Here is a 15,757-nt window from a genome sequence, read left to right on the forward strand (position 1 = left end):
AACCCTAAATGATGAGGTATGACAATGATAACCACCAATTCTGTTCAGTTAACCGGTAAAACGCTCCAATCTGCGACACCGACAATAATGTGTGATTCACTATCCCGATTAACGATTGAAATCGTACAAGATCGTTTAGTCATGTGGGGTAAATTTCATCGTTATGGTTCACGCTGTGGCTATCAACGCATGAGTGCTTTTTGGAAAAGCGTCAACTCAATCAAAACGACTGTGTTTATTGAAAAAGAGGTCGATGTTGTCGATGAGATATTACGATCGCTTAAGCACTCAAGTTGTCGCAAAGAACAGCAACAATATGCGGTACTTGAGGCATATTATAAAGGTGCTGATTTGGTAGTTGATGGTTACGATTGGAGTCAAAAGTTAACGGTACGTGAAATTGCTGAATATTTAAATTTACCTAAATCGACAGTGGCAAATCGTAAAAAATTAGCCGAGCACTATGTTTTAAATCAATTATTAAATAAAAGTTAACTTTTTAGTAAATTAAAGTTTATTTTAGGTTGACTTTTGGGACGGTTAGTGATATTATTATTCCACAGTGAAAATTACTATTTAAATCACACCGATTGTGATTTTGCATGAAGCATAACAATTTTAGCCTCGATAATATTATCGGGGCTTTTTTATTTCTCAAATACAGGTGTTCGCGGATAACTCACAGATGTGTTCATCGTATACATAAAAGCCGCGTTAACGCCTTTTCATTAACATTTAGCTATGGTTACCACATGGATAAATATTCTTCTCCTATTTCGTATATATGGGGTGCATTGTGTGCACTATTTGGTGCGTTAAGTCTAAATGACATTGCAATGGTGATCGGTATCGTTTTATCGATCGCAACATTCATTATTAACTGGATTTATCGGCGCCGAGAATTTTTACATAAGAAAAAGTTAAGAGAGCAATTTTATGAAAAATATAACAAAGATTGCCACCGTAACAACCTGTAGTGTCTCGTTGATTATTGGCATGGTTTTGTCTCATTATGCCGATGAGATTCAAACCAGTAAACAGGGATTAGATATTATAGGCAATGCCGAAAATTGTCTCAAACAGCCATATTATTGTCCTGCTAATATTTTAACGGTTGGTATTGGTTCTACAGGGCATATAGAGTCTAGAACATACTCTGATAATGAAATCGCTGAGCGATGGGTGAATGATATTAAACAAGCGGAGCTGTGTATCAATCAGCATGCGAATGGTTCGAATCTCCCGCAATCAGTGTTTGATGCGGTTGTGTCAATTACCTTTAACGTTGGTTGCACGAAAATGAAAACCTCGACACTGTATTATTATCTTAATCAACAAGATTATCACAGTGCTTGTAATGAATTCCCTCGTTGGAATAAAGCGGCTGGCAAAGTATTAAATGGCTTAATCGTAAGACGCAACAAAGAGCGTGAATTATGTCTAACCGATTTAAATTAATCTGTATTGTCATCGTTTTGTCGATAGCGTCTTTAATGTGGGTTATTTTAAATGATATTCGACAAACCTACCTAGAACTTGGTGCAATACAACATGAGTTATCAGCACTTTCACAACAATTTGAACAATATCAAAAAGTTGTTCAAAAAGTGAATGATATCGATAGTAAATTTACACAGGAATTGACAGATGCAAAAGCTGAAAATCTACATCGTTATAATAATGTCATTAACCATGTTGCAAGGCTGCAACTCAATAGCTCAAAAACCGCCACCGCCACCTTGGATGATGCAAACGCCTGCGAACTCACTGGAGAAGCTCGACAAAATTATTATTTACTCCGAAACGACATCATCACCAAAGACAACGTGATCCTCGGATTACAACATTATATTCGTGAGGTGTGCCTTGCTAAGTAGGCTTAAATAACCTGATTGATATACCCCTTATATAACCAGCAAAAGCTGGTTTTTTATTGTTTACAATTATGAAAGGACAACCATTATGATCGAAACTGAAATCGAACTCGCACTTATTTCACTTTGTGATGGACGTATTAGCCCACTTATTGCCAAGCCTGGTACTGAAACGCCATACATTTGTTATCGCAAAAAATCTGAACTGTCTCTTGATGTATTTGATGGCCCAATTGGCACATCATATTGCTTTCAAGTAAATGTCTTTGCCGATGACATGAAGCAAGCAGAACAAATCAAAAATCAAGCGTATGAAAATTTAAAATCACTGCGCCCCTATAATGTAAAAGGCATGCAACGCTATGATAAAGACAAGGCTTTGTTTTGTGCGACGTTAGAGTTTTCACTATAGCGCTTGTGACCGCTATTGTATTGTTGTAATGCTTAATTAAAGTGAAACAACGGATTTAAAATCTATTTAATCATAGGGGATCATTCATCCTCATGAGTCTATTGTTATACCTAATCCTTTAATGTATTAAAGGGAATACCGTGTTCTTATTGAACAATCAACAACAGCCACCAATTGGTGGTTTTTTTATTTATGGAGAAAATGAATGGCTAGTAAATATGAATTAACCCAAGGAACAAAATTAAGTGTATCAAAAACAGCTGCTACTGAAGCAAATTCAGCAAGTACAGTCTGGCTTGATCTTGGTGGTACTGTAACTGAGTTTAGCTATAACGGTGGTCAAAAATCGGATATTGAAGTAACGACACTAGCTTCTACCGAACAAGAAATGACAAATGGTTTACCTGCACCTGGTGAAATTACATTTTCAGGTAACTGGGTGATTGATGATGAAGCTCAAAAATCATTGCGTGCTGCTTACGATAATGATGCAACTCATGCATTTAAGATCATTTTCCCATCAGGAAAAGGTTACGCTTTTATGGCTGAAGTTCGTCAAAATAGCTTTTCTGTTGCAAAAGCGGGTGTGGTAACCGCATCTTATACACTGCGTATGAAAGGCAAACTTGTCGAAATTTAATAATGAAAGGGAGCAACTCATGAGTTTAAAAAAAATTATAGCAGCTAAAAATTCAGGCTTCCGAACGAAAACAGTTACCGTCCCAGAATGGGGCGGTATTACCGTTATTCTAAGGGAACCATCAGTTGGTGCGTGGTCACATTGGGCAGAGACACTACGTGGTATTGAAAACAGCGAAAACACTGTGGATAAACACGCTCAACGCATTGTGGCTGAAGCAAAACTTTTCGCTTCAACACTTTGTGATGAAAAAGGCAATGTGATTTTTGATAGTGAATTCGATGACCTTATTGCTAATTATGGCCCTGTTCATTCCCGTCTTCTTAATCAAGCATTAGAGCTTTCTGGTATTGGAAACACGCCAATTGAAGAGGCAAAAAAAAAGTAAAAGATGATGCCGGGCTGTTTTTCAAAATGAAGTTAGCACTAAGACTTGGTATGACACTTTCACAACTTGAACATTCAATGACGGCCAGTGAATTTTATCTGTGGGTTGGTTTTGATCAAATCAATCCCATAGGTGATGAGCGTAATGATATTCACGCCGCCCAAGTGGCCTCGGCCGTTTATCAGTCTCAGGGTGCAAAAGTGAGTTTGCAGGACATATTGCTTAATTTTGGCCAAAAATCAGAATTAAATAAGGATAATAGTTTGGAAAAATTGTTTGAGCAATTATCGAGCTAACAGGTTAATAATTAAAATACGAGGTAAGAATGAGTGATATCCGTTCTATTATAGATTCTAAAAATGAACAACAATCTGTTGAAGCATTAAATAAAAGTTTATCTGATTTAGTTAAACGTTTAGATGAAATTCCTGCAAGAATAAAACCGATTACCAGTGAGTTTGATATGTTAGCTCAGGTGAGTCGAACAATTGAATCTATTCGTACAGCTCAATATTTGACAGGGGTTACTAATAGTGCTTTAGATACAGCAAAATCGTTAAATAGTGTCTATAAAAGTCAAAAAGGGCTTATTGGCATTGGAACGAGTTTATTAGGTGTGTTAGGTGGACCGTTAGGGTTAGCTATCACAGCAGCTTCTGTTGCGGCAAGTTTTATTTCGTTGGGAAATTCAGCTGAAAATAGTAAAAATAAATTATATGATTTAACTGAACCATTAGATAGCTTAAAAAGAAAATATCAAGAACTGAATGTACTACAAAAACAGGCGTTTGATCGTGAGTTATTGGAAAAACAAAAAGAAAATATTGAAAAAATTTCTGTTCAATTAGAGGATTCTATTTCTAATATAAAAACAATATTCACTACATTTAAGTCAGAAAATATTGCTCCAGAAGGGAGTAATTACCCTCAAATGAAAATTTCATATATCCTTTCTGATGATAATAAAAAATTGATAGATGCTTTAGAACAAGAAATGAAACAAGTGATTGAAAATACAGATCCTTATTTTAATAAAGCAGATGCTCTAAAAAAAATTCAGAATAATTTTCTTGATAACTCAATGATATCTAGTGAAGAATTCACTGCTATTACGCAATATTTTAGTCAATTTGGTGATTTATTCGCAGAACAAAATAAATTTCTTTCGTTACAAGGTAATTCTGATTTTAAATTCGATGAAGCTAATAAAAATTTTGAAAATCAGTTACAACGTTTACAAGAAATGAAAGCTGTTTATAAAACATTAACCGAAGAAGCCAAGATAAAAAATTTAATAGAAAATGAATCATTAAAGGTTATTAGTGAAACTAACAAGCAAAAATTACTGCACGCTGCACAGGAAGTTGATCGAGAAAATGAAAGAAATAATTTTTTTTCTAATGCATCTTCTAACCCTACAAAGTTGTCTTATTTTGATGGATATTCAGGATTAGGTGAGTCTTTAATTAATGTCATGTCATATGAGAATGAATTAAATAATTGGCATGACACGGAGTTAAAATTATTAGAAGAAGCTAATGAAAAAAAATTATTAACAATAGAAGAATATCATTCGAGAAAGAATGATATTGAGAAACAATATGGGCAGCAGAGCGAAGAGACAAATTTTGCTTATGCATCTTCAGTTATCTCAACATTTTCATCTATAAATCAAAGTTTTATGGACGTTATTTCTAAAATGCAAGGTGAGAATTCTAAAGCTTATAAGGCAATGTTTTTGATGAGTAAAGCTGCTGCAATAGCTCAAATTCTTATTAATACTGAAGTAGCAGCTTCAAAAGTTACGGCTGATGCTGGATTATTTGGGATTTCGATGCAAAGCTGGATCCGTGGAATGGGGTATGCTTCGGTAGGAATGGTTGCTGGTCAAGCTTTATCAGGAATGGCTCACTCCGGTATCGACTATATACCTAAAGAAGGAACTTGGCTGTTAGATAAAGGCGAACGAGTGGTTGATGCGAGGACAAATGCTGATTTAAAAAATTTCTTGCAATCACCCAATCCAAGTAAATCTGGTTTCAGTGTTAATGTGCCAGTAACGATTAGTGGTGGTGATGTGTCTGAAGAAGAGGGCAAGCAGCTCGGTGTGATGATTAAACAATCGGTAATGAGCATTATTCAGGAACAACAACGGCCTGGTGGTGTGTTAAATCGCTATTAATTCATTTTTTATTGGTGAACCCCGCAATTGCCGGGTTTTTTATTGCATAAAATTCGAGGTAATCATGGAACAATTTCATTGGCATGTTATGCCAAATATGAGCGAGCGCGCTCAACCACGCGTTAAAACAGTTAAATTTGGTGATGGCTATGAACAACGACATCAAGATGGTATTAATAGTGATTTAAGAACCTATGAAGTCACATTAAAAGTTCCACGTGATGAGTCCCATTACATCGATGACTTTTTAGCAAAACACAAAGGTATAAAGGCTTTTTTATGGCGTGAACCGAATCGCCATCGGTTAATTACAGTTAAATGTTCTGTTTGGTCTTCAACAATTGAAAATACTGTCACCACAATTAGTGCATCTTTTGAAGAGGTGATTGCATGATTTCACAGAAAATGTTAATCGAATTCAGTAAGATTGAACAAGATACGATTATTGAGTTATATGAAGTTGATTTAACAGACATTATTGGTGAAAAAACAATTTTCCGTTTTCATAATGGATTAAATGAATTAAGACAATCTATTGTATGGCAAGGTCATGTTTATGACCCCTATCCAATTAAAGTAAGTGGATTTCAAAAAAATGGCCAAGGAACAAGTAATCGTCCCTCAATGGTCGTATCAAATGCGTTTGGGTTAATTACTGGATTAAGTCGAAATTATGATGATTTACTCGGTGCTATTGTTACTCGGCACCAAGTATTAGCTCAGTTTTTAGATTCAGTCAATTTTGAAGAGGGTAATAACAAGGCCGATTCTACACAAGAAATCCTGTCACGATATATTATCGAAAGAATGACGACATTAAATAGTGAGACAGCATCATTTGAATTGGCTTTACCATGTGAAAGCGATGGAACATTATTACCTGCACGCGTCATTATTGCTCATACGTGTTGTTGGAAATATCGTAGTGCGGAATGCGGTTATACATGTGGCGCTGTTGCTGACGAGTTAGATAATTTAACTAATGATATCACGAAAGATAAATGTTCTCATTCGATTAACGGATGTCGATTGAGGTTTGGAAAAAATAGTATTTTACCATTTGGTGGTTTTCCGAGTTCAGCAAAATTATCTTAATGACTATGAAAAAAATAATACTTAAACATGCAATCCAATGTGGGGATCATGAGAGTTGTGGGATAGTAATTGATAATATGCATTATATGCCTTGTGTGAATATTGCAACTGATACCTTAAACCATTTTGAAATAGCTGCGGATGATTGGATTAAGGCTGAAGAGCAAGGAAAAATTACCGCAATTGTGCATTCCCATCCAAATAATGGCCAACCCATACTTAGTGAGGCAGACCAGTTTTATCAACAAAAAACAGCCGTAGACTGGTGGCTAGTTTGTAATAACCAAATATTTCAATTCAGGTATATTCAACCGTTAATTGGACGGGATTTTCAACATGGCATTATGGATTGTTATACGCTTTTTCGTGATGCTTATCATTTATGTGGTTTTGATTTCCCTAATTATGTTCGGGATGATGATTGGTGGAATAAGGGACTTGATCTTTATACCGAACACATTGAATCTAATGGGTTTTATCAAGTTAAACTATCAGAAATACAAGAGGGAGATGTTATTCTTTTCTCACTTATTAGCCAGAAAGCTAATCATGCGGCAATTTATATTGGTAACAATTCAATTCTTCATCATCTACCGAAAAGATTATCAAAAAGAGATCTATTTAGTGGTTACTGGTTAAAAAATTATCATTCAATTTGGAGGCACAAAGAATGGCAATCATCAAATTTTACGGCAATCTTAAGCAATATGGCGATAAATACAAAATAAGTGCTGATACAGCTGCAGAAGCGTTAAATTGCTTATATATTCAAGTAAAAGGATTAAAGCAAGATATTATGAATGGATATTTTAGAGTTCGGGTTAACAAAAAAGATATTTCAGAAAAAACAGTTCAGTTTGGACTCAGGTCAAAAATCCCCCAAGATGCGGTAATCCACATTGTGCCAGCTACAACAGGTGCTAAAAATGGCGGGGTATTTCAAGTTATTGCTGGCGCTGTGCTATTCGTTGCTGGCGCAGTGATAAGTTATGTCTCAGTTGGAACGTTGGCTCAATTTGGCGTAAGTATGATGTTTGCTGGTGCAGGAATGATGCTTGGTGGTGTAGCTCAAATGTTAACAAAAACACCTAAGTTAGATCATTCATTAGGTGAATCAGGGAAAAAAAGTACATCATTCTCAAGTTTAAGCAATACAATCGCTCAGGGTGCTCCGATACCCCTTATTTATGGTCAAGTTATGGTTGGTTCAAAAGTATTATCACAAGGCTTAGAAACGATGGATACGGAGTAAATCATGGGTAAGAGTTCAGGGAGTGCAAAAACACCAAGTATTGCAGCTGATAATCTAGAGTCAAAGCAACGACTATCTATTATTGATATTCTTGGCGAAGGACAAATTGAAGGGCCTGTTGGCGGATTAAAAGGGGTTTTTCTGAATAAAACCCCAATTGAAGCGGATGATGGATCATATAATTTTAACGGTGTTGAGGTCGAATGGGTTGCGGGTACCCAAGCACAAGAACCATTAAATGGATTTTCTGAAACACAAAATGAAGTACCCGTTAGTTTAGAAGTTAAAAATAATACACCAATTGTTAGGACTATTACAGATCCTAATGTCGATAGAATTCGTATTACAGCTGGTGTATCTGCACTGTATGCACAAACCAACAGCGGGGATGTTGTCAGAACCTCCGTAAAAATGGCTGTACAAATCGGGGCAGGAAATAATTGGACAACAAAAAAAACAATTGAATTAACCGATAAAAAAACGCGTTCACAGTATCTTACATCCGTTATTTTAGATGATTTACCCGCAACACCTTTTAATATTCGCGTTATGCGATTAACGGTAGATAGTACCTCAGATCTATTAGTAAATAATACGGTTTGGGCCTCATACACAGAAATATATGATGCTAAACTTGCTTATCCAAATACCGCATTGGTAGGACTTAGGTTTGATTCATCTCAATTTAATGGCGTACCAAGCCGAACTTATTTAGTTAAAGGAATTATGTGTAAAATTCCTGATAATTATGATCCGATAACTCGCTTATATAGTGGGCTTTGGCTTGGTGAATTTAAGACCGCATGGACGGATAATCCTGCTTGGATTTTTTATGATCTCATGACAAGCACACGATATGGTATGGCTTCGCGTTTTGGTCATTTCCCTATTGATAAATTTACATTATATTCGATTGCTAAATATTGTGATGAAATGGTTGATGACGGTTTTGGTGGATTAGAACCACGGTTTACCTGTAATTGTCATATAACACAACAGTCACAAGCCTATGATCTCATCTCAAAATTTTGCTCGATATTTCGATCTTTACCTGTATGGGATGGCGTACAATTAACTGCCGTCATTGATAGACCATCTGATACGGTTGCTGTTTATACTAATGCAAACATTGTAGAGGGAAAATTTAGTTATTCATCCGCAGCAATGAAAGATAGACATACGGCTGCGCGAGTAAAATATGTTGATCCTAATTTTGGATGGGAAGCTGTAACAGAATATGTAGCTGATGATGAGTCTATTCAGCGGTTTGGTTTAAATATTTTAAACGTTGAAGGTTTTGGATGTACATCAAGAGGTCAGGCTCATCGGGTCGGTAAGTGGTTGATTAAAACAGAAAAGCATGAAAGGCAAACGGTTAGCTTTTCAGTTGGGAGAGATGGCTTAAGACATTTGCCTGGCGATATTATTGAAATTCTTGATAACGATTATGCCGGAGTTCAGTCTGGAGGACGGATAAAAGCAATTGATGGTAAAATCATTGAGCTTGATCGTGATGTTGAAATTAATGATAACTCTTATATCAGCTACCAAAATATACATGCAGAAATCCTTAAGGTCAAAGTGTCATCACAAAAATCAGCCAATACGATTGTTTTAGACGACGATATTAATGCGGACGAATGGTCAACATGGATTTTGACAAACAATGCTGTTTCATCACGCCTATTTAAGGCAATTTCTATTACTGAAAATGATGATGGCAGTTTATCCGTAACGGCACTTGAACATAATCCCGTGAAAGAAAGCATTGTTGATCATGGCGCATCATTTACACCAGATCTTAATGAATCTTTAAATTGGTCGATCCCAGCTATAGAAAGTTTAGCTGTATCGGTTACGCCAGATAGTGATTTATACCAAGCCGTTTTAACGTGGTCAACCCCTCGAACAATGAGCAATCTAGAATTTCAGGTCACAATTTTACGTAATGGTAAGTTGGTATCACGTCAGACCGTACCTGATAGGGTTATTACTATCAATAATATTGATGAGGGCCATTATACTGCTTCAATAAGAGGCATATCAACGGAAGATGGCCGACTAGGTAATGAGTCAACTGTCACATTTACTATTGCTGCCCCATCAACACCAACCCAGCTCGCTTTCTCGGTTACAAGCAATAGTGTCACCATCAAACCTTTGATGCCATCTAATGTTGGGTTAGGTACGACCTTTGAATATTATAAAGGAACAACACTTGCCGAAGTAAAAGCAATGACAAACTATCTTGGCAGAACATCAAATAGTCTAATTGATGCCGATGTGCAAGCTTCGACTACTTATTACTATGGTGTGATTGCAGTCAATGCTGCTGGACGCTCCGGATTATGTACTGGATCAGCCGTGACTGAATCTGATAGTGTTGGTACAGCTGGGGGAATATTTAGAATCAAAACGGATGATGGTATTTTCCCCACTAATAGTGATAACGCAACCGAACTTTTTCATAGCGTACTTGGAATGTACCCGTCACGCGATACTGTATTAATCGTTTATGCAACTGATGAAAGTAACAATATCACAAAATCCGAAGCAAAAATGTATGACGGTGCAAAATGGGTAACGCCAGCCTTATTTCTTAATGGTGATTTAATCGCAGAAGGCACAATAAGTGGTGATAGATTGGTTGCTTACACAGAAATTAAAGCGCCTGTGATTAAAGGCGGGGAGATTAACATTAATGATAGATTTGTTGTTGATAGAAATGGTTCTGTAACCATAAGTTACCAAGATGGATCAGCAGGCACAATATTGAAAGATGGAACAATAAAAATTTTTGATGAGAAAGGTTATTTAGTTGTTCAAATTGGCAATCTGGAGGTTTGATGTCTTACGGTATAAAAATTTTCACAAAGGATAGTCGGGGGTATCATCTAGATAACAATACCACGTCAATGTTCATGACTGCGGCACGGTATGGTGATATTTCGGAAAAAACAAAGATCTATATACCAAAAGGATATAACTACTACGCTTATTTATCTGACGGGTGTGGATTTTATGATGAAATAGACAACGATTCAAATATGATTGTAGGATCAATTGAATCTATAGCTTACTTGGATGAAAATCAGCATCTTTGTTTTAAAAATGGTAAGCACGCATCTTATGCGGGTTGGGGCTATGACGGGCGTCCTGTTATCACCAAGCAGCAACTCATAGTATTAACATGGCCGGAAAATAACACTGCTTCTGGGTATGGGATATCAATGAAAGGTGTAAACAATTTTTTTTCAATCAATGGAGATAGTTTATTTTCAAATGTTATATGGAAAGGTGATATTGAAATAACAAATAGAGGTTGGAGTGTTGCTGAAATAAATAGTAATCTTAGCTATCAAAACTCATTTGTTTTTTTTTATTGTGATGACGAGACAATATCAATCGGACGTAGTAATAGGATCACAGAGAGAGGTGATATAATTTTACTTCCCTATGATCTTGATGGTTTTATTAGCAACAGAAGCGTTAAAGCAAAAATTGTAGTTTTTGGTAATGATAAAATAAAAACATCAAAATACGGGATGAGAATATATAACAACAAAAAAATAGTTTATGATTCATGCAATGAGATTCTAATAAACCCCAAATTTATGGAGTTTTCACCGCACAACGTAGGGCAAATGGTAGAGGTGCCTGGTATCAAAAGACCTATGTTCCCGAAAGTAACAGTAGGTTCTAAATATTTTAATGATAAAAGCGGTGGCGGTTATTTTTGTGATATTGCACTAAGATCCAATGGGCGAAAAGTTTCTACTATAACGCAAAATACATTTAAATCAGCATTTCTAGAATCTGATATACCTATCTCATCATTTGTCTCAGAGCAACAAGTGATGATTATAGACGCGGAAAATTATTTTAATTTTGACTAGAGGTGAGCAATGAAAAATAATACTATAAACTCTGTTTGTTAGTTTTTTATCTTACGAATATGATAAGCAGCCAGTGAGTGGGTGTAAAGCTTACTTTAAAAGCTCAGTACTGGGTGGGAAAATTAAAGATTATGACATTGAGTCCATATTGAGCAAAGATAATGTACATTACAATATAGAAGTCAAACAAAAAGGATCTACACGCAACAAGCTTAATAATTACCCATACCCAAATACGCACAAGTTTATTGATATTAAATGTTCAGATCAAGAACGTGAATATTATTGGAAAAAAGTATTAAACATTTAAATAATTTAAACCGCCTTTATTGGCGGTTTTTTATTTTAAGGACTGATAAAATGGCAACAATTTCAGGTATTTTAATTGATGGTGCTGGTCAGCCATTACCTAATGCTCAAATCGTTTTAACCGCACTAAAGACTTCAAGCAAAGTTTTAAACCAATCTAAAGCGTTAATTACGACAACATCAGAAACTGGTGCATATTCTGTTAGTGCTCAAGTTGGTCATTATGCGGTTACTGTTTTTAGAGAAGGTTATCCGGTTGAAAAAGTTGGATATATTCGTGTTTTTTTAGATTCAACCGATGGTTCGTTGAATGACTATTTACTCAATCCAAGTGAAAATGAAATTACCCCTGAATTACTAGCCCAGGTTATGCAAGCTAGAGCTGATGCACTAATTTCAGCAACAAATGCATCTCAAAGTTTTACTAATGCAGAAAAGTTGTTAAATGATGTTGTCAAAAAAACGGGTTCAACTGTGACTGGAAAAATTTCATTCGATAGGCCAGTTGTTTCTTCTGTTATTGCTTCAAATACACCAAAATCAGCTTCCGAATTAAACCCTAATGCTATTTGGGGGAATAATTCTTCTCAATATGCGGTATTTAATGGTAATGATAATGCCTCATTAGGTAAAACAAATAATTTAACGATTGCAAGTTGGCAAGGAGTAGGCTTTGCTCCCCTATACGCTTCTCAAGAATCTAACGCGATTAATAGCACTGTTGTTATAGATACAAGAAAGGGAACATTAAATGCTATTGGAGGTGTTTACGAAAATAGTGACAAACTTGCTAAATTAAAAGATGTTTTGTCAAACAAGGGTGCGACATCAAGTGGTGATCTTACTATCAAAAAATCTATCCCCAGATTGCACTTAACCGATTCAGTTTCTGGTAGCGGAGCAGTTCTTTTATCAACAGGTTATGAATTTGGATTATATGATTCAAAAGATACAGAAAGTGTTAAATTGTCTTATAATTACGCAACTAAAAATTGGAGCTTTTTAAACAGTACTGTCACTATTGGTGGAAAAAATATATTGGTTGATGGCTCGTCTGTGAAGCAACTAACTCAGATTAATCAGAATAACGCAAATGTACAATATAAAAAATTGTGTGCTATAAAATCAGATACATCAAGTAAAGTCAGTAAAATTTCTTTACTAGTATCTGGGGCAAATAGCTGTGTTGATACAAACAACTCACTCGACGTTGTTAACTTTGGATTAAATGGTAGCAATGTCTATTTAAATCATCAGATAATTTTTGACTCTGCTTCATCATCAAATAGAGCGAAGTATTTTTGGATTTATAATAATATAGCTGGACTATATGAGCTTTGGATCAGATTTGGAACATTTAGAGGTGCATTTGGTATATCAGTAGTTTCGGGAACAAACTCTAATACAACCTTATTTTTAGATGATCCGGTAGCCACCGAGTCGGCACCAACAGGGACAGCGAATTATTCTACAACAGTTAAGGTTTTACATGATAATGATGCTTCTTTAAATACAGATCTTCACATGTATGGAAATCGAAGGATTATTAATTTTCCTTACGGAAAACATCAAATAATTTCAGCCACTAATTTTGCGTTCAATTTCAATGGTTCAGATGGTAAGCAGTTGTCAAGACTTTGGTGGAAACAGGATTCCAATAATTGGATTTTTGAAAATGGTAGTGCAATATTTAATAATGAAATAATTAGTGCGTCAACTGGTAACGATTTTAGATTTAAAGTTGCGAATAAACCATCGATGATTTTTAGATATGATGGTGATAGATATCATATTTTATTTACTGATGCAACAACCCCTAATGGTCAATGGAATAATTTACGTCCACTTAATATTCGATCACAAGATGGTGTTGTTGATATTGGTACTGGACTTACTTTAAAAAATGTGTCGGTTTTGAAACAAGGTGATGCCGGTTTAAACACAAGAAATCTTCCTTTAATAACTGATTTTAAAACATTATCTATCAATAGCGGAATATATAGGGCATTTGGTTCTAAAGTCCCCAATATTGCAACACCTAATGCCCCTACGGGTTCATCTAATGCAAGACTAACAGTAACAGTACGTTGTGATGGCTCTGTCACTCATTATGAGGTTATTGAGAATGGATCTAGAAATCCTAAAAAATGGATTGGTGAATGTTATTCATTATCTGGATCTTTAGTTATATATTGGGCTGAGGTTGTTACATCCGCTAATGTAGGAACTATTCTTCCTAATATTGAATATTGGTATTTAACGGGGACTGAAAGTGCTCCTGCTACGTTGAACGTTAATGGCACTATTATAATTGATGATACTCTTTATCCGTCGAAAAGCGTCACGATGGAGGCTCAAATACGATACACCTGTAAAGATGGTGTTACTAGGTGGATGCCTGCCATTTGGTTATGGGATGGCACCCCACATGGCGTAAAACTTACTAGAACTTCTGATAATAAAGTATTAATTAGAGGTGGTACAAAACAATTGATGTATGTTGATGGTACCGCTTGGGGGATTCCTGATAGTTATTGCCCTAAGGCTACAGTAACAAGTGCTCAAATCCGTGTTGCTATTTATAAATAAAGGTACTCATGAAAATTATCACTATAGGCAAAATTGGCACTAATCAAACAATTCAACATGCAATATATCAGTGGGATGATGTTAAGATTGAAAAAGTTGGTATGGTAGAAGATGAAGTTAAAAACACTATTGAATCCAAAACATACAAATATTATACATTACCTGATGGGACTATTCCTGATAATCCATCGAGGTGGCAATCGAGTGATATACCTAATTTACCTGATGGATATATCATAATCAATGAAATACCTGAAGATATTAATAATAAAATTATAACGGAAATAGGTACATGGATAGCGTTACCTGAGCCTATCCCACAAAGATTAAGTCGCTATCAGATCATAACGGTTTTAAAAGATTTGATTATTAAAGATAATATGTCTTTATATAAATTATCAGATCAATACATAAAAACGTTAGATACTTCAATAGCTGAAAATGATGAAGTTGTTGATGCATGGATTATGGCTTCAGAATTTAATAGATATTCCTCTGTTATTTTGATGATTCAAAGAGAGCATGATCTAACGGAGCTGCAGCTAGATGAAATATTTATTAAAGGGGCTAAAATTACTGAATAGGTAAGTATTATCTTACTTTTAATTCATTTTTTGTTTCTTGAGATTTGCGTTTTTTTAGCTATATTTAATAATATATGCCATAACATAAGAACGTTAAAAATACACCTACATTAACATCGTCAATAAATCTACTACTTGTTGTTTGCTGTGAATTTCAGGTGTATCTATTATGATAATAGTCGTCATCAAAAGTAATAGATTTGCTGCTGGTAATGAGATTAAAACGACAATTAATTATGGGGAGTAATATTAATGATTTATCTCTTGTTGATAAACTTAGTCACATTACTAACAAATATTTTCATAGTAAGTTGGTATAGTAATTGAAGATAGTAATATTATAGTTAAAAGTTAGAACAGTATTATTAGACAAGGTTTGATAGATCAGGTCAGAGTTATATATCGTTAGAATATAGGAAGCAAATATTCAATTATATTGGAAGGTCCTGAGAATAATTTTTAATTGTTTTAGACGATGATTCGATAACAAGATAGAGAGATAAATCACGACATCTTACAACCAAAATATATAAATA

General features: G+C 35.2%; 17 protein-coding genes. All 17 read left to right on the plus strand.

Features of this window, described 5'->3' with window-relative positions:
• The first annotated feature begins 18 nt into the window (after window positions 1-18).
• The 17 genes from ABEA36_RS01160 to ABEA36_RS01240 all read left to right on the plus strand — a co-directional run bounded on the left by ABEA36_RS01160 (window position 19) and on the right by ABEA36_RS01240 (window position 15,221).
• The gene (locus ABEA36_RS01160) at window positions 19-495 is read left to right on the plus strand and encodes a hypothetical protein (protein ID WP_345487865.1); all 477 of its coding nucleotides are present in this window, start codon (window positions 19-21) and stop codon (window positions 493-495) included.
• A 257-nt stretch (window positions 496-752) separates the two neighbouring features.
• Window positions 753-977 (plus strand): phage holin family protein, encoded by a 225-nt coding sequence (locus ABEA36_RS01165; RefSeq protein ID WP_345487867.1) that lies wholly within the window; start codon window positions 753-755, stop codon window positions 975-977.
• Window positions 937-1,458 carry a lysozyme gene (locus tag ABEA36_RS01170; RefSeq protein ID WP_345487869.1) on the plus strand — a complete coding sequence of 174 codons (522 nt, stop codon included), beginning with the start codon at window positions 937-939 and terminating at the stop codon, window positions 1,456-1,458. Before ABEA36_RS01165 ends, ABEA36_RS01170 begins: the two co-directional genes overlap by 41 nt.
• Complete coding sequence (locus ABEA36_RS01175; protein ID WP_345487871.1) at window positions 1,437-1,877, plus strand: lysis system i-spanin subunit Rz; 441 nt, start codon at window positions 1,437-1,439, stop codon at window positions 1,875-1,877. The genes ABEA36_RS01170 and ABEA36_RS01175 overlap by 22 nt, the downstream gene beginning before the upstream one ends.
• 85 nt (window positions 1,878-1,962) lie before the next feature.
• On the plus strand, window positions 1,963-2,286 hold the full coding sequence (locus ABEA36_RS01180) for a hypothetical protein (protein ID WP_345487873.1): 324 nt from the start codon (window positions 1,963-1,965) through the stop codon (window positions 2,284-2,286).
• A 205-nt stretch (window positions 2,287-2,491) separates the two neighbouring features.
• Complete coding sequence (locus tag ABEA36_RS01185; RefSeq protein WP_345487875.1) at window positions 2,492-2,926, plus strand: phage tail tube protein; 435 nt, start codon at window positions 2,492-2,494, stop codon at window positions 2,924-2,926.
• A gap of 19 nt (window positions 2,927-2,945) precedes the next feature.
• A complete protein-coding gene (locus ABEA36_RS01190; protein ID WP_345487877.1) occupies window positions 2,946-3,314 on the plus strand; it encodes a phage tail assembly chaperone in 369 nt (122 codons plus the stop codon).
• 50 nt (window positions 3,315-3,364) lie between these two features.
• Complete coding sequence (locus ABEA36_RS01195) at window positions 3,365-3,610, plus strand: phage tail assembly protein T (protein WP_345487879.1); 246 nt, start codon at window positions 3,365-3,367, stop codon at window positions 3,608-3,610.
• Window positions 3,611-3,639: 29 nt separating this feature from the next.
• Window positions 3,640-5,496: a hypothetical protein gene (locus ABEA36_RS01200; protein WP_345487881.1), complete on the plus strand. Its 1,857-nt coding sequence runs from the start codon at window positions 3,640-3,642 to the stop codon at window positions 5,494-5,496.
• Window positions 5,497-5,560: 64 nt separating this feature from the next.
• Window positions 5,561-5,890, plus strand: a complete 330-nt coding sequence (locus tag ABEA36_RS01205; RefSeq protein ID WP_345487883.1) for a phage tail protein — start codon at window positions 5,561-5,563, stop codon at window positions 5,888-5,890.
• Entirely contained in the window at window positions 5,887-6,591 is a 705-nt protein-coding gene (locus ABEA36_RS01210; RefSeq protein ID WP_345487885.1) for a phage minor tail protein L, read from the plus strand. Before ABEA36_RS01205 ends, ABEA36_RS01210 begins: the two co-directional genes overlap by 4 nt.
• Entirely contained in the window at window positions 6,591-7,319 is a 729-nt protein-coding gene (locus ABEA36_RS01215) for a C40 family peptidase (RefSeq protein WP_345487887.1), read from the plus strand. The genes ABEA36_RS01210 and ABEA36_RS01215 overlap by 1 nt, the downstream gene beginning before the upstream one ends.
• A complete protein-coding gene (locus ABEA36_RS01220) occupies window positions 7,262-7,843 on the plus strand; it encodes a tail assembly protein (RefSeq protein ID WP_345487889.1) in 582 nt (193 codons plus the stop codon). Before ABEA36_RS01215 ends, ABEA36_RS01220 begins: the two co-directional genes overlap by 58 nt.
• Before the next feature lie 3 nt (window positions 7,844-7,846).
• The gene (locus ABEA36_RS01225) at window positions 7,847-10,690 is read left to right on the plus strand and encodes a TipJ family phage tail tip protein (protein ID WP_345487891.1); all 2,844 of its coding nucleotides are present in this window, start codon (window positions 7,847-7,849) and stop codon (window positions 10,688-10,690) included.
• Complete coding sequence (locus ABEA36_RS01230) at window positions 10,690-11,739, plus strand: hypothetical protein (RefSeq protein ID WP_345487893.1); 1,050 nt, start codon at window positions 10,690-10,692, stop codon at window positions 11,737-11,739. The genes ABEA36_RS01225 and ABEA36_RS01230 overlap by 1 nt, the downstream gene beginning before the upstream one ends.
• A gap of 360 nt (window positions 11,740-12,099) precedes the next feature.
• Window positions 12,100-14,637, plus strand: coding sequence for a prophage tail fiber N-terminal domain-containing protein (locus ABEA36_RS01235; RefSeq protein WP_345487895.1), 2,538 nt, complete (start codon window positions 12,100-12,102; stop codon window positions 14,635-14,637).
• Window positions 14,638-14,645: 8 nt separating this feature from the next.
• Entirely contained in the window at window positions 14,646-15,221 is a 576-nt protein-coding gene (locus tag ABEA36_RS01240) for a hypothetical protein (RefSeq protein ID WP_345487897.1), read from the plus strand.
• Window positions 15,222-15,757: the final 536 nt, after the last annotated feature.

Source organism: Orbus sasakiae (assembly GCF_039542345.1).
Lineage (GTDB): Bacteria > Pseudomonadota > Gammaproteobacteria > Enterobacterales > Orbaceae > Orbus > Orbus sasakiae.